Origin of the sequence: Streptomyces sp. NPDC091376 (genome assembly GCF_044757085.1) — a bacterium.
Lineage (GTDB): Bacteria > Actinomycetota > Actinomycetes > Streptomycetales > Streptomycetaceae > Streptomyces > Streptomyces pratisoli.
The window spans coordinates 364551-383297 of sequence record NZ_JBIVUF010000005.1 but is presented as its reverse complement, the minus strand read 5'-3'; the positions used below and the strand labels follow the sequence as shown (position 1 = coordinate 383297).

23 protein-coding genes are annotated in these 18747 nt (G+C 69.7%); 19 read left to right on the top strand and 4 right to left on the bottom strand.

Going from position 1 to position 18747, the window contains the following annotated elements:
• Positions 1-68: 68 nt before the first annotated feature.
• Complete coding sequence (locus ACIQMR_RS13920) at positions 69-863, top strand: alpha/beta hydrolase (protein WP_401385633.1); 795 nt, start codon at positions 69-71, stop codon at positions 861-863.
• A gap of 169 nt (positions 864-1032) precedes the next feature.
• On the opposite strand, the gene ACIQMR_RS13915 is transcribed toward ACIQMR_RS13920, so the two are convergent.
• On the bottom strand, positions 1033-1344 hold the full coding sequence (locus ACIQMR_RS13915; protein WP_401385632.1) for a DUF4235 domain-containing protein: 312 nt from the start codon (positions 1342-1344) through the stop codon (positions 1033-1035).
• Positions 1345-1604: 260 nt separating this feature from the next.
• Here ACIQMR_RS13915 and ACIQMR_RS13910 point away from each other — a divergent pair, with 260 nt between their 5' ends.
• The 3 genes from ACIQMR_RS13910 to pip all read left to right on the top strand — a co-directional run bounded on the left by ACIQMR_RS13910 (position 1605) and on the right by pip (position 3614).
• Positions 1605-2096 carry a DUF2975 domain-containing protein gene (locus ACIQMR_RS13910; RefSeq protein WP_401385631.1) on the top strand — a complete coding sequence of 164 codons (492 nt, stop codon included), beginning with the start codon at positions 1605-1607 and terminating at the stop codon, positions 2094-2096.
• Positions 2096-2335, top strand: a complete 240-nt coding sequence (locus ACIQMR_RS13905) for a helix-turn-helix domain-containing protein (protein WP_401385630.1) — start codon at positions 2096-2098, stop codon at positions 2333-2335. The genes ACIQMR_RS13910 and ACIQMR_RS13905 overlap by 1 nt, the downstream gene beginning before the upstream one ends.
• Positions 2336-2654: 319 nt before the next feature.
• Complete coding sequence (pip, locus tag ACIQMR_RS13900) at positions 2655-3614, top strand: prolyl aminopeptidase (RefSeq protein ID WP_401385629.1); 960 nt, start codon at positions 2655-2657, stop codon at positions 3612-3614.
• 41 nt (positions 3615-3655) lie between these two features.
• Here pip and ACIQMR_RS13895 read toward each other — a convergent pair whose 3' ends face one another.
• Entirely contained in the window at positions 3656-4489 is an 834-nt protein-coding gene (locus ACIQMR_RS13895; RefSeq protein ID WP_401385628.1) for a hypothetical protein, read from the bottom strand.
• Positions 4490-5256: 767 nt separating this feature from the next.
• Here ACIQMR_RS13895 and ACIQMR_RS13890 point away from each other — a divergent pair.
• The 10 genes from ACIQMR_RS13890 (at position 5257) to ACIQMR_RS13845 (ending at position 10975) form a co-directional block, all read left to right on the top strand.
• Positions 5257-6129, top strand: a complete 873-nt coding sequence (locus tag ACIQMR_RS13890) for an endonuclease/exonuclease/phosphatase family protein (protein WP_401385627.1) — start codon at positions 5257-5259, stop codon at positions 6127-6129.
• A gap of 465 nt (positions 6130-6594) precedes the next feature.
• Complete coding sequence (locus tag ACIQMR_RS13885) at positions 6595-7185, top strand: RNA polymerase sigma factor (protein ID WP_401385626.1); 591 nt, start codon at positions 6595-6597, stop codon at positions 7183-7185.
• Positions 7176-7739, top strand: coding sequence for an Asp23/Gls24 family envelope stress response protein (locus ACIQMR_RS13880; RefSeq protein ID WP_401385625.1), 564 nt, complete (start codon positions 7176-7178; stop codon positions 7737-7739). The genes ACIQMR_RS13885 and ACIQMR_RS13880 overlap by 10 nt, the downstream gene beginning before the upstream one ends.
• Positions 7740-7802: 63 nt before the next feature.
• Positions 7803-8267, top strand: a complete 465-nt coding sequence (locus ACIQMR_RS13875; protein ID WP_401385624.1) for an Asp23/Gls24 family envelope stress response protein — start codon at positions 7803-7805, stop codon at positions 8265-8267.
• A gap of 14 nt (positions 8268-8281) precedes the next feature.
• Positions 8282-8596, top strand: coding sequence for a hypothetical protein (locus tag ACIQMR_RS13870; RefSeq protein WP_401385623.1), 315 nt, complete (start codon positions 8282-8284; stop codon positions 8594-8596).
• Positions 8597-8687: 91 nt separating this feature from the next.
• Positions 8688-9185, top strand: a complete 498-nt coding sequence (locus tag ACIQMR_RS13865; RefSeq protein ID WP_401385622.1) for an Asp23/Gls24 family envelope stress response protein — start codon at positions 8688-8690, stop codon at positions 9183-9185.
• Positions 9186-9266: 81 nt separating this feature from the next.
• Positions 9267-9476, top strand: a complete 210-nt coding sequence (locus ACIQMR_RS13860; protein ID WP_401385621.1) for a hypothetical protein — start codon at positions 9267-9269, stop codon at positions 9474-9476.
• Entirely contained in the window at positions 9448-9882 is a 435-nt protein-coding gene (locus ACIQMR_RS13855; RefSeq protein WP_401385620.1) for an Asp23/Gls24 family envelope stress response protein, read from the top strand. The genes ACIQMR_RS13860 and ACIQMR_RS13855 overlap by 29 nt, the downstream gene beginning before the upstream one ends.
• Entirely contained in the window at positions 9879-10406 is a 528-nt protein-coding gene (locus ACIQMR_RS13850; RefSeq protein ID WP_401385619.1) for a DUF6286 domain-containing protein, read from the top strand. Before ACIQMR_RS13855 ends, ACIQMR_RS13850 begins: the two co-directional genes overlap by 4 nt.
• On the top strand, positions 10403-10975 hold the full coding sequence (locus ACIQMR_RS13845) for a hypothetical protein (RefSeq protein ID WP_401385618.1): 573 nt from the start codon (positions 10403-10405) through the stop codon (positions 10973-10975). The genes ACIQMR_RS13850 and ACIQMR_RS13845 overlap by 4 nt, the downstream gene beginning before the upstream one ends.
• A 53-nt stretch (positions 10976-11028) precedes the next feature.
• On the opposite strand, the gene ACIQMR_RS13840 is transcribed toward ACIQMR_RS13845, so the two are convergent.
• Positions 11029-11547 (bottom strand): DUF6328 family protein, encoded by a 519-nt coding sequence (locus ACIQMR_RS13840; protein WP_401385617.1) that lies wholly within the window; start codon positions 11545-11547, stop codon positions 11029-11031.
• Between the two features lie 218 nt (positions 11548-11765).
• A complete protein-coding gene (locus ACIQMR_RS13835; protein WP_401385616.1) occupies positions 11766-12470 on the bottom strand; it encodes a TetR/AcrR family transcriptional regulator C-terminal domain-containing protein in 705 nt (234 codons plus the stop codon).
• Between the two features lie 136 nt (positions 12471-12606).
• On the opposite strand from ACIQMR_RS13835, the gene ACIQMR_RS13830 reads away from it, so the two are divergent.
• The 5 genes from ACIQMR_RS13830 (at position 12607) to modA (ending at position 18725) form a co-directional block, all read left to right on the top strand.
• Positions 12607-14115, top strand: coding sequence for an APC family permease (locus tag ACIQMR_RS13830; protein ID WP_401385615.1), 1509 nt, complete (start codon positions 12607-12609; stop codon positions 14113-14115).
• Positions 14112-15779, top strand: a complete 1668-nt coding sequence (locus ACIQMR_RS13825) for an amidohydrolase (protein ID WP_401385614.1) — start codon at positions 14112-14114, stop codon at positions 15777-15779. Before ACIQMR_RS13830 ends, ACIQMR_RS13825 begins: the two co-directional genes overlap by 4 nt.
• A gap of 289 nt (positions 15780-16068) precedes the next feature.
• Positions 16069-17040 carry an SDR family NAD(P)-dependent oxidoreductase gene (locus ACIQMR_RS13820; RefSeq protein WP_401385613.1) on the top strand — a complete coding sequence of 324 codons (972 nt, stop codon included), beginning with the start codon at positions 16069-16071 and terminating at the stop codon, positions 17038-17040.
• A 388-nt stretch (positions 17041-17428) separates the two neighbouring features.
• A complete protein-coding gene (locus tag ACIQMR_RS13815) occupies positions 17429-17824 on the top strand; it encodes a molybdopterin-binding protein (RefSeq protein WP_401385612.1) in 396 nt (131 codons plus the stop codon).
• A gap of 100 nt (positions 17825-17924) precedes the next feature.
• Complete coding sequence (modA, locus tag ACIQMR_RS13810) at positions 17925-18725, top strand: molybdate ABC transporter substrate-binding protein (RefSeq protein ID WP_401385611.1); 801 nt, start codon at positions 17925-17927, stop codon at positions 18723-18725.
• Positions 18726-18747: the final 22 nt, after the last annotated feature.

Here is an 18747-nt window from a genome sequence, read left to right as displayed (position 1 = left end):
ACGTCGTGCCTGGCCTCGTCCTTCGACGCACATGACCGACCAACGGCCCCCTACCAAGGAGCACACCGATGCAACCCGACACCATCGTCCTCGTCCACGGCTTCTGGGTGACGCCGCGCGCCTGGGAGGGCTGGATCGCCCACTACGAGAGCAGGGGCTTCCGTGTCATCGCGCCGTCGTACCCCGGATTCGAGGTGGAGGTCGAGGCCCTCCACGCCGACCCGGCCCCGATCGAGACCGTGACCGTTCCGGCGATCATCTCCAGCCTCGAGAAGCTGATCACGGGACTGAACCAGCCGCCCATAGTGATGGGACACTCCGCCGGCGGCGTCTTCACCCAGATCCTCCTGGATCGCGGCCTCGGCGCCGCCGGAGTGGTGATCAATTCCGCGCCCGCCGAGGGCGTGCTGGCCGTACCGCTGTCCCAGATCCGGTCCCTCTTCCCCGTGCTCAAGAACCCGGCAAACCGGCACCGCGCCGTCGGGCTGGACCTCGGCCAATGGCGCTACGCCTTCGCGAACACGTTCCCCGAGGACCAGGCCCGCGCCACGTATGAGCGCTACCACATCCCCGCACCGGGCAGCATCGTCTGGAGCAGCGCGCAGGCCAACCTTCGCCCCGGCCGCACTGACACGTACGTGGACTTCCGCAACGCCGACCGAGCGCCCCTGCTGTTCCTCTCCGGTGAGCACGACCACCTCATGCCACCCAAGGTCCAGAAGTCCAACGCCAAGCTCTACAAGGCGGAGAGCACCACGACCGAGGTCAAGGCGTTTCCCGGCCGCTCCCACCTGATGCCCGTCCAGGACGGCTGGCAGGAGATCGCCGACTACGCCCTTGACTGGGCGCTCGCCCACTCCTGAGCCGTCCCTTCATCCATCCGAAACGCCGAAAGAGAGCCCCTCGGATCCGAACGGCACGGGAGCTCCACCACCGCGCGCGGCCCGGCGCACCCAGCAGGTGAAGGAATCCGGCGGGTCATGCGGGCAGGCGACGCCGCCAGGTCAGCGGGCCGACGAGGCGGAGCCCGGCTCAGTCCCTGCCGGTGTTGTCTCCGCTGGGCCACACACCCGTCGCACGATGCACAACGACGGCCCCGGACCGGTCCACCACGCTGCGGACGACGGCGAATACGGCGCCCTGCGCGGCGGCCGCCAGCAGGATCTCGGCCCAGCCCCTGTCCCTGTCCAACGCGTCGGGCGCGTTGTCCTCGTTCCGCAGTACCTTCCACGCCTTCTGGAACGCGATCCCGGCGAGCGTGCCACCGCCCCAGCTCAGGGCGAAACCGACCGGCTTGTAGACGAGCGGTACCTTCCCCTGCCTCTTCAACTTCATCTTGCTCATGCGTCCCCCTTCACCGTTTCCGTAACGTCCATGCCCCGTCTTTCCCTTGAGCGACGCGCTGCGGGACACATCACCCGCGGGCGGGGCACGAGTTTGCGCGTGCCCCCCATGGCACCCCGTACACATGCAGTGGTGGCGCCGACTGTCGTGGGGCGGCGTCCCGCCACGGCGCGAAACCGCCGCTCATCCTCCGTCTCAGCACTTGCTTGGCATATCGATATTCGATAGATTCCCATCGTGAATCGATGGAAGGACGGACCGTGGGAAAGCTGACAGTGGGTGCGCTGCGCGCCGTGCTCGTGGTGGTGCTCGCCGGCACCGTGTTCGTACAGGCAGGGATGATGTGGGCGCTGGTCAGCGGGAACGACCCGGAGGACGGATCGCTCCCGCTGACCCCGCTACGCGTGATCACGATCCTGGGCATGGTGACGGTCCAGGTCGCCCTGGTCTGCGTATGGCGGCTGGTGACGATGGTGCGACGCGGAACCGTGTTCTCCCACACCGCGTTCCGGTACGTGGACATCGTGATCGGCGCGATCGTGGCGGCTGCCCTCGTGTGGTTCACGGTCACCGCCATCAACGCTCCGGGCCAGCGGGACGACCCGGGCGTCACCGTCATCATGGGTGGGGTCGGCGTGGCCATCCTGGGGGTCGCGCTCATGGTGCTCGTGCTGCGGATGCTGCTCGCCCAGGCCGTCGCTCGCGACGCCGAAGCGTCGAAGATGCAGGCCGAGTTGGACGAGGTGATCTGATGCCGATCACCGTCGACATCGACGTGATGCTGGCCAGGCGGAAGATGTCCGTGGGCGAGCTCGCAGACCGCGTCGGGATCACGCCCGCCAACCTGGCGGTGCTCAAGAACGGCCGTGCCAAGGCGGTGCGATTCGCGACGCTCGCCGCGCTCTGCGAGGTGCTCGAATGCCAGCCGGGCGACCTGCTGCGCTGGGAGGTCGAGGAGGTCGAGGAGGTCGAGGAGGTCGCGGGCGGATGACACGCCCCTGGCCGTCCGTTGATGGATCTGGGCCTTCCGGCCCGGGCCCGGCGCGGCCCGCCGCAGTGCCTGCGACGGGCCGATTTCCTCGTAGCCGAGGGCGGATCTGAACCGGCGCCGTCTATTCGGGGCGTCGGGGCGCCAGGTCAGCGGCAACGCCGTTGTCCCACTGGGAGTCGCTCACCGCGCAGTTCCGACGCGTCAAAGATGCCCGCCGGCTCCATAGGGATTGATCCCGGATGCGGTCGAAAGCCAAGCAGCCTGTCGTGACGGCGCGTAGGGTGTGCAGCTTGTCGATTCGACGAAGGAGAGTCAGACCTTGGCCGCCCCGTACCCGCCGATCGAACCCTACGACCACGGAATGCTCGACACCGGCGATGGAAACCTCGTCTACTGGGAGACCTGCGGCAACCCGGACGGCAAACCCGCCCTCGTCGTCCACGGCGGTCCCGGTTCGGGCTGCTCGGCGGGGCCGCGCAAGTCCTTCGACCCGGAGCGCTACCGGATCATCCTCTTCGACCAGCGCGGATGCGGCCGTAGCACGCCCCACGCGAGCGACCCTGCCACCGACATGGAGCTCAACACCACGGAGCACCTGATCGCCGACATGGAGCAGCTGCGCGACCACCTCGGCGTCGAACGGTGGCTCCTCTTCGGCGGCTCATGGGGTTCCACGCTCAGCCTCGCGTACGCCGAGCGGTATCCGGAGCGCGTATCCGAGATCGTTCTCGTCGACGTCACCAGTACCCGGCGCTACGAAATCGACTGGCTCTACCGGGGCGTGGCCCGGTTCTTCCCCGAGGCATGGGAGCGATTCCGCGACGGAGTACCCGCGGCGGACCGCGACGGCGACCTCGTTAGGGCGTACGCGCGGCTGATGGAGAACCCGGACCCGGATGTCCGCGCCAAGGCTGCGGCCGACTGGTGCGCCTGGGAGGACGCGGTCCTGTCGGCAGAGCCGTACGGCAAGCCGAACCCGTACGGGGACAGGCCGTCCCGGGACATGCTGGCATTCGTGCGTATCTGCTCGCACTACTTCGCCCACGCGGGCTGGCTGGAGGAGGGCCGCTTGATCCGCGACGCCAAGCGTCTGGCCGGCATCCCCGGCATCCTGATCCACGGCCGGCTGGACATGAGCGGGCCGCCCGACACGGCCTGGGAACTCTCCAAGGCCTGGCCCGGTGCGGAGCTCGTGCTCGTCGACGACTCAGGACACAAGGGCAGCCCAGCCATGAGCGCGGCCCTGTACGGCGCGTTCGAGCGGTTCGCGTGTGGCTGAGTCCGACCGGAGAGTCCGGCACGAACTCCCTGACAGGGTCGTCAGTGTTCGTGAGGTTCGGGCTTCTCGGCGGTGTCGACGCCGGAGTCGGCGTTGCGCCCCAGAGCGAACACGCTCTCACGCATCGCCCGGATCGCCTCGTCGAGTTCGGCCACGCCGTGCATCAGTCGCTTCTGCGCGGGCCCCTCGCCGATCATCGCCGCGGCGCCGTGCAGGGCCAGCCCGGCGTCGAAGATCTTCCGCACCACGCTCTCGCGGAGATCTGCGGCGATACGGTCCCTGTCCCGGGCCTGAGAAACCTCGGCCTGCAGCGCCGCGTTGGCCACCATCGAGCCTTTGATACGGTCCCGCAGGCCATGAACGGCCACTGCGATCAGCACGCTGAGGGCGCTCCAGAGCACCATGCGCCTGGCGACCACGGCACCGGGCGCCGCCTGAAGGACGGACGACACCGTCTGGGCGGCCACCACCGCCACCACCACGCAAGCCGACTCCCACCAGTGGTGGAAGAGCACGGACCAGAGCAGCGGGACCAGCAGCACAAGTCCCACGCCGGAGGACACGCCTGATGCCAGGATCAGCGCCAGGACGGAACCGGTGTAGAGCAGCGGCACCAGAACCGGGGTCCACACCGGCAGGCGCGGCCACGGCAGAAGAAAGGCTCCGGCGCACCCGAGCAGAAGTGCGACGCTCACCATGTACTCCAGCCAGGACGGGAAGCCGGCGTCCGGCACCAGCACACTGACCGTGGCCACCACGGCGACCGCCGCGAACGGAACAGCCCTCGATGCCAGGCCGGGCTGCTGGAACTGCCAGCCGACGGCTTCGCCGTCGGTATCGATCAGTCCCGGCCAGCGATCGGTCGGAGATCCCACAGCACACCCCCCGTGGGGCCAGAGCGTCCCAAGGCCACACCGGTAGTCATGTGCGACCTTCCGCATGATATCGGCACAAACCAGGGCACGTGAGGAAGCCGGTCCTCAGCGTCGCGACCGGCAGGCCCGCATGCTGAGCTGTCGCGCATTCGCGGCCGAGGCCCATGGGTCGTGACGCCGGGCGCGCAGCCGGGCCGGCTGATTGCGGTTCAGCCTTGGGCCGGGACCATGACGAGGCCGGGACCGTCACGAGGCCGGGACCGTCACGAGGCCGCGCCCGAACTGCGGGTTCAACAGGCGGTCGCCGTGACTGCGGTCGGCGTGACTTCAGCTCGTCGGATTGCGAAGCGCCGGTGCCGGTGCGCCAGGTCGCCCGGCTCGCGCAGGCACCTCTGCGCACAGCGGGATCCGGACGAAAGTACGCCGCGACGCGGCCGCACCACACCGGAGCACGTGCCTCCGCACACGGCATCGAGCATCGCCACATAGCGGCAAACGCAGCGAACACGCCACTTCGACCCCATACGCGCGCACCCGCGGACAGGTCACTCGCGGGGCGAGTGCGTAGACCCCACCCTCGCTCGCCGGCCACACCAGTCGGCCGACGTTTCGCCTGGCGGCAGACGCTGCTCGCCCGGGTGAGGGCGCATCTGCGACGCGGGCCCTCCACCGCGCGATCGGAGTCGTGCAGGCCCGATGAACGTGTGCGCTTTGGATCTTCACCGCGACGCTTCCTGCACCACACCGCAGCCGGGTACCACCGTGGCATGGACATGAAATTACGCCGCCGCGCGGCCGGACTCGCCCTTGCCGCCGCACTCACCCTCGGTGTCGCCGGCCCCGCACCCGCCACACCCACCGCACTCGCAGCCGACACCCTGACCGTGATGAGCTTCAACACCTGGCACGGTGGCACCCAGGTCACCGACGGCGTCAACAAGATCGCCGGCGAGATCACCAGGGCCGGGGCGGACGTCGTCTCGCTGCAGGAGTACTCGGGCGACTCCACTCGGCAGATCGCCGCGAAACTCGGCTGGTACGCCACGGACACCGGGACCCACGTCGACATCATCAGCCGCCTGCCCTTCGAGGGAGAGGACTGGACGTCGAGCGGCAACGGCACCGTCGCCGTCAAGATCAAGGGCATCTGGATCTACTCGGCACATCTCGACTACACGAAGTACGGCCCGTACAACGCCTGTTTCGACAACGACAGCTACGAGACGATCTACGCCGACGAGGCCAACCGCAAGAAGCAGGCCCAGGAGATCCTCAGCTGGGCCGGTTCCAGTCCCGCCATCGTCGCCGGTGATCTCAACACCCCCTCACACCTCGACTGGACGGCGGACACCAAGTCCGTGCACTGCAACTCCGTGGTGCAGTGGCCGGCCACCAAGCTCTTCGCGGACGCCGGGTACTGGGACGCGTACCGCGAGGTCAATCCCGACGAGGCGGCGGTGCCCGGCAACACCTGGTCCCCCGTGGTGAAGTCGAACCAGGGCCGGCCCGAACCGCAGGACCGGATCGACTTCATCCTCTACCGCGGCGGGTCCCTCGACGCGACGAGCGCGCGCACCTGGGGCGGCGGAAGCAACTGGCCCTCGGATCATCTGGCAGTGGTAGCGACGTTCAACCTCTGAGGCAGAGCCGGGGCGATCACCGAGCACCGCGGCGGCGAAAGCTTCAGTACACCGCCTCACCGCCTCGTACGGTCGGCCGCGTCGTCCTCGGAGTGCCGCAGCGAGCACTCCGAGGACGAGCCCGGCCCTGAGGGCTCACGGCCTGGTCGGAGCGAGGCCCGGGTTTGCCCCGCGGAAGGGCGGGGACCTGCGAGAAGAGAGGGCCGTCAGGGCAGTCGGCAGGGTGCGTCGGCGTCACCTCCCCCGCACAGCGGTCAGCGTCACGGCCCGGTGCCGCTCCGTCACGCTGTGAACGGCCCCACCGATCCGCGTCCGCTGCCGAGTGTCATGACGATGACGCGGCAGTCGTGTCCTACTACTGCCCGGTGCGGTTCGGCCGGTGTTGCAGCAGATCCGGGAGACCGGTGTTCCAGCTGATCCGGGAGAAAGGCCCGAGAGCATGCCCGGCGCAGGAAGGTTGTGCAGGTGACATCGCCTGCCGGTGTCGGTTCCCATCCCGCCTCCCCCGCCCCGGAGGTGGCACTGGACGATGCCACTTTGGTGGTCCGGGCCCGCGACGGCGACGTACGGGCCTTCGAGGTGCTGGTGCGCCGCTACCAGGGGCCGATGTACCGCTTGGCACTGCATATGCTCGCGAGCCGGGGCGACGCCGAGGACGTGGTGCAGGAGGTGTTCCTGATCGCCTGGCGACGCCTGGGGCAGTTGCGGGACGGCACAGCTTTCGTGAGCTGGCTCTACCGGACGACGACCAATCGGTGTCTGAACGTCATCCGGGCACGCAGGCCTGTCACGGAAGCTGACCTGGACCGTCGCGAATCCATCGATGCAGCGGGCTCGCCCGAGCGGGCGGCGCAGGTCAGCGAACAGTTGATCGCGCTCGCAGAGGCGCTCGCCCGGCTGACGCCCGAACAGCGTGCCTGCTGGCTGTTGCGCGAGGTACACGGGCTCTCCTACGAAGACATCGCCGGGGCCACAGGCACGACTCAGACGGCGGTGCGCGGACGCATAGCGCGCGCTCGAGCGCAGTTGGCGGAGGCGATGTCCCCATGGAGATGAGCGACGCCCGGAGCCACGTGCTGCCGTGCGGCCGCGATGTCGAGACGGTGTGGGAGCGGCTCGGTCCGACGGATGGCGACGTGGCTGACGACCATCAGCTCACCTGCGAGTACTGCTCTGCGACTCGGGAGAGCCTGATGGTGCTTCGGGCGGTGACCGGCGAGCTGGCATCGCAGGAGACCGGGCCTCCGCTGGGCCTGACCGGCCGCATCATGTCCGCGGTACGCGCGGAGGTCCGCCGTCACCACATGCTCCCGCTGCCCAGCACGGAGCCGGGCGGCGTGCGCATCAGCGAGCAAGTGGTCGCTGCGGTGCTGCGACGCGCCGCCGATTCCGTCGACGGTGTACGCGCTCGCCGCTGCCGGATCGCCGTCACCGAGACCGGCGGCGCGATGGAGGTGGCGATGAGCCTCGCGGTGGCTTACGGCAGGTTCTCCGTCAACGCTGTCGACGAGGTGCGCGAGCGGGTACGGGCAGCCGCTGCGGCGCGGTTCGGGATCACCCTGGTGCGTCTGGATCTGACCGTGGAGGACCTCTACGACTACGACGCATGACACCGCCGCGATCGGGCAGCAGACCGTTGAGAGAGACTGCAGCACAAGGACACGGTGCTCGCCATGACAACGACCGTGCCGGACGACAGGGCCCGGGCTCCCCGCTTCCAGTGGGTCATCGCCGAGCCCGTGATCGCCGCCGTCGCCGCTCGAGCCGCCGTCGGTGTCCCGGGGGTCGTGCGCCTCGAACCCGGCTTGACCGGGCTCGCCTCCCACGTGGGCCGATCAACACGCCAGAAGATCAAGGGCCTTGCCCCGGCCGCGACCGAGGGCGTGAGAGTCACGGCCGAGCGCCGCTCAGTCATGCCATCGATCGTGCCATCGATATCGCGCGTGTCCGTCGACCTGGTCACCGCCGGTGGGCACCAGGCTGCGGCGGTGGCACGAGCCGTTCAGCGTGAGGTCACGCGTGCTGTCGCCGATGCCACCGGTCTCACCCCGCAGGCCGTCATGGTGTCGATCATGGACGTGGACACTGACACAGACACAGACACAGGCATGGACACGGACGGGACCGGTGTGTGGTGACACCGCGAACAGAGATGACCCGCTCGCTCCTGTCCGCCCTGGGCAAGGTCCCCGGCTTGCGCCCGGCAACGCCCTCAACCACCCACATCGGCTCGCGCGTGCCGTGGAACCTCGACTCCTTGGCCGTGGCCATCAACCACGGATTCATTGAGATCCGAGTCGTCGCCCTGACCCTCCCGCTGCCTCCCGTCCTTCGCGAAGCCGAGGCCGCCGTACACATGGCCGTCAGGGGCACCCCGTGGAAGGACGCCCGGCTGCGCCTGGTCGTCACCGACATCGATGCCGCCGCCTTCACGCCTTTCGATCCCGCCGGCGAGGCCGATACCTGAGAGAGCCATGACGTTCTCCCTTGGCACGGGTCCTTCAGGTGTGACGAGCGCGGAGCTGCCTCGTCCGGACCAGGGAACCGAGGAGAGCGCCATGACGAATCCCGCCACCGCGAACAGCGCCGAGCACTCCGCTTTCGCCGCAGGTGACTCGGCCAAGAGCGCCGCCGGCGCACCAGAGGCCTCCACTGCACAAGCATCCGGGCAGGGCAGCACTGCCATCGCCGACGTCGTCGTCCAGAAGATCTCCGGGATCGCCGCCCGCGAGGTGCCCGGCGTGTACGAGCTGGGCGGCGGAGCGGCGCGTGCGTTCGGCGCGGTCAAGGGACGTATCCCCGGAGCCTCCGCCAGCGCGGGACAGGGTGTCTCCGTCGAGGTCGGTCAGAAGCAGGCGGCAGTCGACCTGCAGATGCTGGTCGAGTACGGCGTGTCCATCCCCGATCTGGCCCAGGAGGTCCGGAACAACGTCATCGACGCCGTTGAGCAGATGACCGGCCTGGAAGTCGTCGAGGTCAACATCAATGTCAATGATGTCCACATTCCCAGTGAAGACGGTGATGGCGACCAGGGGACTGGCGACCGCGTGCAGTAACCGCCGGACACGGACCGGCTCACAGCCGCACGGCAGGGCACGGCACCGCCCGGCACCGCCCGGCACCAAGGAGAATCCGACATGACGTCCACTCAGATGGGGCTGCTGACAGGTCTCGTACTCGGCCTCGCCGCCGCGTTCGGTGGTTTCGACGCTTTCCTCATCGTCCTCGTTCTCGGAACGGTCGGGCTGCTGGTGGGGCGTTACCTCGACGGCAAACTCGACCTCGCCCAGCTCACCGGCCGCGACAGGGACGACTTCCATGGACACCGCGACCGCCACATCGGCTGAGTCCGGGACCCTCGCGGCCACATCGGTCGAGGCCGAGACCGGAACGGCGCGACGCGGCCGCACAACCGTCTCCGACCGCACCGTCGAACGCATCGCCGCCCGGGTGTTGACCGAAGTCGAGCACATCGGCGGAACCGTCGGCCGGGTGCTCGGCATATCGGTCCCTGGGCAACGCCCGGAAGACCCTGCCCGCGTCACCGCGAAAGTCAGTGACGACTCGGCGGACGTGGCGCTCGACGTCCGCCTGTCCGTCGTCTATCCGGAATCCGTCGCCCACGCCACCGAGGACGCCCGCGCACACCTGGTGCGCCGGGTTGCGGACCTCACCGGCCTGACCGTGACCCGCGTGGACATCACCGTCACCGCGCCGCGTCCCCCCGACTCCTCCACCAGGAGAGTCCTGTGAAACGCCGACCCCGCCGCACCATTCCCGCCACTCTCACCGCGCTGGTCCTGCTCACCGCGTGCGTCCTGACCGCAATCGTCGCCATTCAGCTGATCATCGGCCGGCAGCCCCTCGTCAGCTACCGCTCGGTCACCGACACCCTGCACAGCCTCCACTGGAACGACACCGCCGTCCTCGGCGCGGGTGCCGCAGCTGTCCTCCTCGGTTTCGTGCTGCTGCTCGCGGCGTTGCTGCCGGGGAAACCGACCGTCCTGCCGCTCACCGGTGACGTGGACGCCGGCGTCACCAGGCGAAGCCTGCGCCGCGCCCTGCAGAACACCGCGGCAAGTGTCGACGGGGTCACCAGAGCAAAGCTGAAACTGGGACGCCGTACGATCACCGCCCGCATTCGCACCGACCGGACCAACACCGCGGGACTCACGCATGCTGTCCGCGGCGCACTCGACCAGCGCCTCGACGAGGTCACCCCACTCACCCGTCCGGCAACGAAGATCAAGCTCCGTGCCACCAGGAGCGCGCCATGACCAGCCTCAACCGCCCGGCCCGCCTCAACCGCGCCCTGCTGGCCGTCTTCGGCCTCCTCCTGCTCGGCTCGGGCTTCTTCGCCGTGGCGGCTCACTTCGGCCGACTCGGCTTCCTCGATTCAGGCGTCCCACTCATTCCCGCCACCGCCGACCCGCCCACCTGGACGCTGTGGGTGACCGCCGCCACCGCCGTCATTCTGGGACTGCTCATCCTGCGCTGGCTCGCCGCACAACTTGCCCGCCGCCCCAGAACCCGCACGTGGCATCTCGAGCACAACCCCGAAGAGGGCATCACCGAACTGGCCGCCAACACTGCCACCGCCCCCTTCCTCACCGAAGTCACCACCTACCCAGGCGTCCACCACGCCCGCGCCACCCTCACCGGAACCCGCCGGAATCCCACCCTTGCCATAGTGATCAGCACCGAACAAGGCGGTGATCCGACCACCATCAACCACCGCCTCAACACCCACGGGCTGCCCCGGCTGCGACGAGCACTCGACCTCGACGCCCTCCCCTTCACCGTCGAATACCGCTTCACCACCCACGCCAGCACCCGCGCACGCTAGTCACCTGAGTCGGAGACTCTGTGCTCTGCCCAACTCGACTCGCAACGCTGTTACTACGTGTCCGAGGAGTCGGCCGAGGTGTAGCGAACGCGGGCCCAGAGCGGGAGGACGAACCAGCAGGCGAGGTACCAGGCGAAGACGCCGGCAACGAGGTAGGGCACAAAGCCGTCGTGCGTCGCCGTGCGCAGGATGAGGAACAGCGCCGAGATCAGAGTGGCGAGCAGCAGCACCAAACCGAGGAATGTGAGTCGCGACGCCCATGCGACCACCAGCGGCTTGATACGCCGCCCTGAAACGATGCGATGAAACGCCACAGGGCCGATGAGGGCTCCCGTGGCCAGAGCCCCCAGGACGACCGTCACGATGTAGATGGTCCTGTCGGTTTGGCCCAGCTTCTGGAAGGCGGGCGTGAACACGACGGTGAGCAGAAAGCCGAACAGGATCTGCACACCGGTCTGCGTGACCCGTATCTCTTGGACGAGTTCTTGCCAGCGACGGTCGGCCCGCTCGTCCTCCGTCTCCTCCCGACTGTCGCTCCGACGAGCCTCAGCGGATGCAATTTCTCTGTCCATGACGCCTCCTCCACCACGCAGGTCGCACCCTTGTACCCCGCGCGAAGGAAGCCAGGCCGATTAAGTCCTACGAGTATGACCATCCTTCAGGGGGCAGTCGTCGAACCGGCGGCGCGGGCCTCACCCATCGCGTCCCGTCATGGACCGAGGTCACGGCCGTCCGTACTCGACCCCCGCACCCCGCACCCGCACCCGCACCCGCACCCGCCGAGGGTTGATCAACCAGCCGGCCCGTCGCGCCCGATCCGCACCGCCAGCCCGTCCAGCAGCACCTCCAGCGCCGCCCGGAAGACGCCCTCCCCCGTCATCGTCGCCATGTGGGCCGAGCTGCGCGCGATCGACGGGTAGCGGGACGGGTCGGCCGCCACGTACTCGCGGGTCCAGGCCGCCTCGTCACCCGCCTGTGCCGCCGGGTCGAGGGTCGCGAAGGCAGCGTCCATGCCGGACCAGGCGAGGGTGAAGTCGCCGTAGACGCGGTGCAGGAGGGCGGACTGCTCGGGATCGCAGCCCGCTTCGGCGAAGGCGGTCAGGATGTGCTCGACGATCCGCATCTCCGCGGGCCGCCGCGTCGTCCGGTACGTGGCGACGACCGCGGCCGCCGGATGCCGCAGGGCGGTCTCGCGAGAGGCGACCGCCAGATCGCGCAGGGTCGTCCGCCAGTCGCCGGGGGCCGGCGCGAAGGTTTCCAGGATCTCCTCGAAGAGCCGGTCCGCGAGGAGCAGGTGCAGCTCGTCCTTGTCCGCGACATGGCGGTACAGCGCCGACGGGTCCACGCCGAGCCGGGCCGCCAGCTTCCTCACGGTCAGCGCCTCAGCGCCGTGTTCGTCGCACAGCGCCAGTGCCGCGTCCACGATGATCGGCGCGTCCAGGACCACCTTGGGGGGCCGCCCCCTGCCCCGTACCACCGTGCCTTCCGATCCCATGCACCCGATGAGACCAGGCCACGACACCTCCCGGCAAGCCCGTGGTTCCACCCGGGAGAATATTTTTCCCACACTGTTGACTTAATCGGTCGGCGGGCGCTTTCCTTCCCTCACCCCGGAACGAGGAGGACCGCGCATGGACGACGGCCAGAACCCCCGTCACGACGAGTTCCGCAAGACCCTCCGCACCCGCCACGGCGTGATCATCGCGCTCGCCAACATCAGCCCCACCGTCTCCATCGGCATCGGGCTCGGCTTCCTCGCCGCCGTCGCCGGGACCTCGCTCCCCGCCGCGTTCCTGCTGGCGGCGCTCCCGATCCTCGCCGTGTCCGGCGGCTACGCCCGCCTCGCCGCCCGCGACCCCAACTGCGGCACCGCGTACATCTGGGTCCGCCGCGCACTGGGTCCGTGGACCGGCTATCTCACCGGCTGGACCTCGGTCGCCACCAACATCATGTTCCTCTCCTACGCGGGCCAGCTGACCGGTCAGTTCACCCTTCAACTCGCCCACGAGACAGGACTGTTCAGCACGCAGTCGACACTCGCGGTCACGCTCACCGGTCTGCTGTGGACGGGCCTGATCGTGATCGGGGCGGTGCGCGGCGTGAAGGACGCGACCGCCGTGCAGTCGGTGCTGCTCGGCCTGTCCGCCGTGGTCGTCCTGACCGTCGTCGTCACCGCCTTCGTACGCGGGGACGCCGCTCCGGTGCAGGTGTCGTGGTTCTCGCCGTTCGCCTTCCCCGACACACTCACCCTGCTCAGCGCCACGGTGCTGGCCGCGTACATGTTCTGGGGCTGGGAGAGCGCCTTCAGCGTCGTCGAGGAGAACGCCGAGGCGCGGTCCTCGGGCCGGGCCGGACTGATCGCGATCGTGGTCACGCTGGTGCTGTTCCTGATCGGCGCCGCCGGCTTCCTGCACGCGCTCACGCCCGGGCAGCTGACCGACCCACTCGCCGGGATCACCGAACTCTCCCGCACCTTCTACGGAACCGGCGGCGCGATCGCCGGGATCGCCGCGATGCTCGCCGCCACCGTCGCCTGCATGCAGTCCTCGGTGATCGCCGGTTCCCGGCTCACCCTGGCGATGGGCCGCGACGGAGTGCTCGGCTCCAGCTGGGCCCGGCTGCACCCGTCCCGCCGGACGCCGGTCACCTCCACCCTGCGCACCGCCGGGCTCGCGGTCGCGCTCTCCGTGGCCGGGCTCGCCGTCGGCGAACTCTCCGAGGTCGTGCTCGCGGTCGTCAACTCGGTCGGCATCCTGGTGTCGTTGATGTACGGCATCGGAGGCTGGGCGTGCGTGATCACCTTCCGGCACGAGCTGCGTGGCGGACGACTCCGCGACATCCTCGCCGTGGGCGTCCTGCCCGCGCTCGGCGGAACGGCGCTGCTCGTCCTCGGCGGTCTGGTCGCGTACCTGCAGTGGACCTCCGTCGACCACATGGCCTTCGACCCGGAGAACGGGCGCTTCCTCACCGCCCTCCCGCTCGGCGCCGTCCTCCTCGGCGTCCCCGCCGCCTTCTGGACCCGCTACCGACGCAAGGCCGCCTACTTCACCCAGCCCGCGTCCCCGCTCCCACCCGCACCCGCTCCTGTATCCGCAGCCTCACCCATGTCCGCTTCCTCGTCCACTGGAGTCTCCGCGTGAGCACCGCCCCCGATCTCGTCCTCCTCAACGGCACCGTCTGGACCGCCGGACCTGCCCGCGCCCGCGCCTCGGCGCTCGCTGTCGCCGGCGACCGGATCATCGCGGTCGGCAGTGACCGCGAGATCCGTGAGCTGACCGGGCCCCGTACCGAAGTCGTCGATCTGGACGGGCGGTTCGTACTCCCCGGGTTCACCGACGCGCATGTGCACCCGGTGTTCGCGGGCATCGGGATGCTCGGGTGCGACCTGTCCGGTGCGCGGGACGTGGACGCGTACCGCAGGATCATCCAGGCTTACGCGGCCGCGCATCCGGAGGAGGAGTGGATCGTCGGCAGCGGCTGGTCGTTCGACGCGTTCCCGGGCGGGCTGCCGCCCCGCGGGCTGCTGGACGCGCTGGTGCCCGACCGGCCCGCGTACTTCCCGGTGCGGGACGGGCACTCCGCGTGGGCCAACGCCCGCGCGCTCGCCCTGGCCGGCGTCGACCGCGACACCCCGGACCCGGTGGACGGACGTATCGAACGCGGCCCGGACGGCGAGCCGACCGGTGTGCTGCACGAGGGCGCCATGGGGCTGGTCGGCGACCGTACCCCGCCGGTCTCCGCCGCACGGGCTCGGGCAGGACTCCTCGCCGCCCAGGCGCACCTCCACTCCCTCGGCATCACCGGCTGGCAGGACGCGCTGGTCGGCGCGTACGGCGGCAACTCCGATCCGCTCGACACCTACCTGGCCGCCGACGCGGACGGCTCGCTCACCGCACGTGTCCGCGGCGCCCTCTGGTGGGACCGCGAAGCCGGCCTGGAGCAGATCGAGTCTCTGCTCGCGCGCCGGGCGAAGGCGGCCGCGCAGGGCGGGCGGCGGTTCACCGCGGGCAGCGTGAAGATCATGCAGGACGGCGTGGTGGAGAACTTCTCCGCCGCCATGCTGGAGCCCTACCTGGACTCCTGCGGCTGCCCCGGAGACAGTCTCGGGCTGTCCATGGTCGATCCGGCGCTGCTCCGGGAAGCCGCGGTCCGCCTCGACGCCGAAGGCTTCCAGATCCACTTCCACGCCCTCGGCGACCGCGCCGTCCGCGAGGCCCTGGACTCCCTGGAAGCCGCCGTCACGGCCAACGGCCACACCGGCAACCGGCACCACCTGGCCCACCTCCAGGTCGTCCACCCCGACGACATCCCGCGCTTTCGCACCCTGCGCGCCACCGCCAACATCCAGCCGCTGTGGGCCGCCCACGAACCCGCCATGGACGACCTCACGCTGCCCTTCCTGGGCGCGGAGCGCGGTGCCCTCCAATATCCCTTCGGCGCACTCCACGCGGCGGGCGCGACGCTCGCGGCCGGCAGTGACTGGTTCGTCTCCAGTCCCGACCCGATGCACGGCATCCACGTCGCCGTGAACCGCCAGGTCTGGCCGGAGGAGCTGGGCGAGCCCGAACCACGTCCCCCGTTCCTGCCGCACCAGCGCCTCACCCTCACCGACGCGCTCGCCGCGTACACGGCAGGTTCGGCCTGGGTGAACCACCAGGACGAGGCCGGCGTCCTCGCCCCCGGGCGGCTCGCGGACATCGCGGTGCTGGACCGGGAGCCGTTCGCCGTCGCACCCGAGGATCTGCACGGCATCCGGTGCGTACGGACGTACGTGGGCGGCGCCCCGGTGCACGTCGCGGACTAGCGTCCGGCTTCAGGGACCGTCCGGGGGGCGGCCCCTGAAGCCGGTCGGCCGAGCAGAAGAGCCCGGGTGACGCCCACCCGGACGATGTGTCGGACCATGGCGAGCCGGTCCGCCGGCAGCTCCACCCTTCGCTCGGCGTCTCCTGGGCGGGATGACTCGTGCAGCGGCCTCGTGCGTCGCGGCACGATTCGCCCGTCCGGTCGCGGCTGCGTCCTCGTTCGCGGGCTGCTCGGACCACAGCCGCGGGCCCGCTTGACTTCGAGCGCACTCGAATTCGTAGCGTGCCGTCATGAGCAACAGCATCACACCGCAGCACAAGACCGGTTCGGGTTTCGGTGCCCGGAGCACCGCCGACGATGTCCTCGCGGGTATCGACCTCACCGGTCGGCTCGCCCTGGTGACGGGCGGCTACTCGGGCATCGGAGTCGAGACCACACGCGCACTGACGAAGGCTGGCGCCCGTGTCGTGGTCCCGGCCCGCCGAGTCGGCGCGGCACAGGAGAATCTGGCCGGGATCGACGGCGTCGAGGTGGACGAACTGGACCTCGGCGACCTGGACAGCGTGCGCGCCTTCGCCGAGCGGTTCCTCGCCTCGGGCCGCACGCTGGACATCGTCATCGACAGCGCGGCGATCATGGCCTGCCCCGAGACCCGGGTCGGGCCGGGCTGGGAGGCCCAGTTCGCCACCAATCATCTCGGCCACTTCGCCCTCGTCAACCGCCTGTGGCCGGCGATCGAGCCGGGCGGTGCCCGCGTCGTCTCGGTCTCCTCCACCGGACACCATTCCTCCCCCGTGCGCTGGGACGACGTCCACTGGCGCCACGGCTACGACAAGTGGGAGGCATACGGACAGGCCAAGACGGCGAACGCGCTGTTCGCCGTGCAACTCGACCGCCTCGGCCGGGAGCGGGGTGTGCGGGCCTTCTCGGTGCACCCCGGCGGCATCCTGACTCCCCTTCAGCGGCATCTGCAGAAGCAGGAAATGGTCGAGCGCGGCTGGATCGACGAGGAAGGCAACCCACTCCACCCCGAGGCGTTCAAGACACCGCAGCAGGGTGCGGCCACGCAGGTGTGGGCAGCGACCTCCCCTCAACTGAACGGCATGGGCGGCGTCTACCTGGAGGACTGCGACATCGCCGAGCCCGCCCCGGCGGACGGCACCCGGGTCGGCGTCAAGGAGTGGGCCACGGATCCGGTACAGGCCGCCCGCCTATGGGCACTGTCCGCAGAACTGACCGGCGTGGACGCGTTCGCCACCTGAGAGGCGCCGTCACAGATACGGCCCCCAGCGCTCCCCCGACCGCCCTCCTCTTCGCGGACGCCCCGCCACCCCTGGACCCGTGCCGCTCCGACGCCCCGGCCCCACCCGTGCCGCGCCGTCCAGGCCGGACAGGGGTCCCGTGCGCGCCCTGGACGGGCGCAGGGGTGATCCGGCTGTCGGTGCCGTCACTCATCGCCTCGCGCCGCGCCGTCGGTGCGGGCCCGCGGTGCCTCTACCGCCCGCCCGGCACTTGCACGGGCGCGCATCGAGTCGCCTGAGAGCGGCCGGTCACAGCTTCTGGGACCTTCCTCCCACTCGACTGGCATCTGCAATGGATAATCGCATCAGCACTTGCAGATGCCAGATAGATGGCTCTAGCGTATGGCTTATGCAGTCCTACACCATCGGACAGGCGGCACGGTTGCTGGGCGTCAGTCCCGATACCGCGCGCCGCTGGGCGGATGCCGGCCGGGTCGCGACCCATCGCGACGACAATGGTCGGCGTCTCATCGACGGCCGCGATCTGGCCGCCTTCTCCATCGAGGTCGCTCAGAGCGGCGGTGGAGAGGACGACGTCTCCTACACCTCCGCCCGCAACGCCTTCCCCGGCATCGTCACCGCCGTCAAACTCGGCGACGTCGCGGCCCAGGTCGACATCCAGGCAGGCCCGCACCGGCTGGTGTCCCTGCTGACCCGGGAGGCCGTCGAGGAACTGGGACTCGAAGTCGGCATGCAGGCCACCGCCCGCGTGAAGTCGACCAGCGTGCACATCGACCGCACCTGACCCCTTGCACGACCAAGCGGCGTCGCCCGTCACCGGCGCGGCTCACCACCACCGCAACGGACGGCACCAAGCCGACCACGTCCCCAAGGAGTCCCGCCTCATGTCTCGCACGTTCACCGGACGCCGCGCCGCCGCTGCCGTACTGACCGCGACCCTCCTGGTACCCCTTGCCGCCTGCGGCGGCAACGACTCCAAGAAGGACCCGACACCCACCGCGTCCATCGGCGGTCCCCCCTCGGCCAACTTGACGGTGCTGGCAGCCGCTTCACTGACCGATGTGTTCAAGACCGCCGGCGCCGCGTACGAGAAGAAGAACCCGGGCACGCACATCAGGTTCTCCTTCGCCGGGTCCCAGGAACTGGTCGCACAGGTCAAGCAGGGCGCTCCGGCCGATGCGCTGGTCACCGCAGACACCAAGAGCATGGACAGTGTGAAGGCGGACACCGCCACCCCGGCGATCATCGCCAGGAACCGGCTCGTCATCGCCACCACCGAGGGCAACCCGCACAAGATCGACGATCTCAAGGACCTCGCGGACACGAAGCTGAAGGTCGTCCTCGCCGCTCCCGAGGTGCCGGCCGGCAAGTACAGCCGGAAGATCCTCGACGCCCAGAAGATCACGGTGAAGCCGGTCTCGCAGGAGCCGAACGTCCGGGCCGTGCTGAGCAAGGTCGAACTCGGCGAGGCCGACGCCGGACTCGTCTACAAGACCGACGCCGCATCGGCCCCGGACAAGGTCGACGCCGTCGACATCCCGGACGCACAGAACGCCATAGCCGAATACCCGGCCGCCGCGCTGAAGCAGTCCAAGAACGCGAAGGCGGCCGCAGCGTTCGTCGCCTGGCTGTCCTCACCCGAGGCACAGAAGGTCCTCCAGGACGCGGGCTTCCAGCAGCCGTAGTCCCGGCGACTGCCGTGAAGGG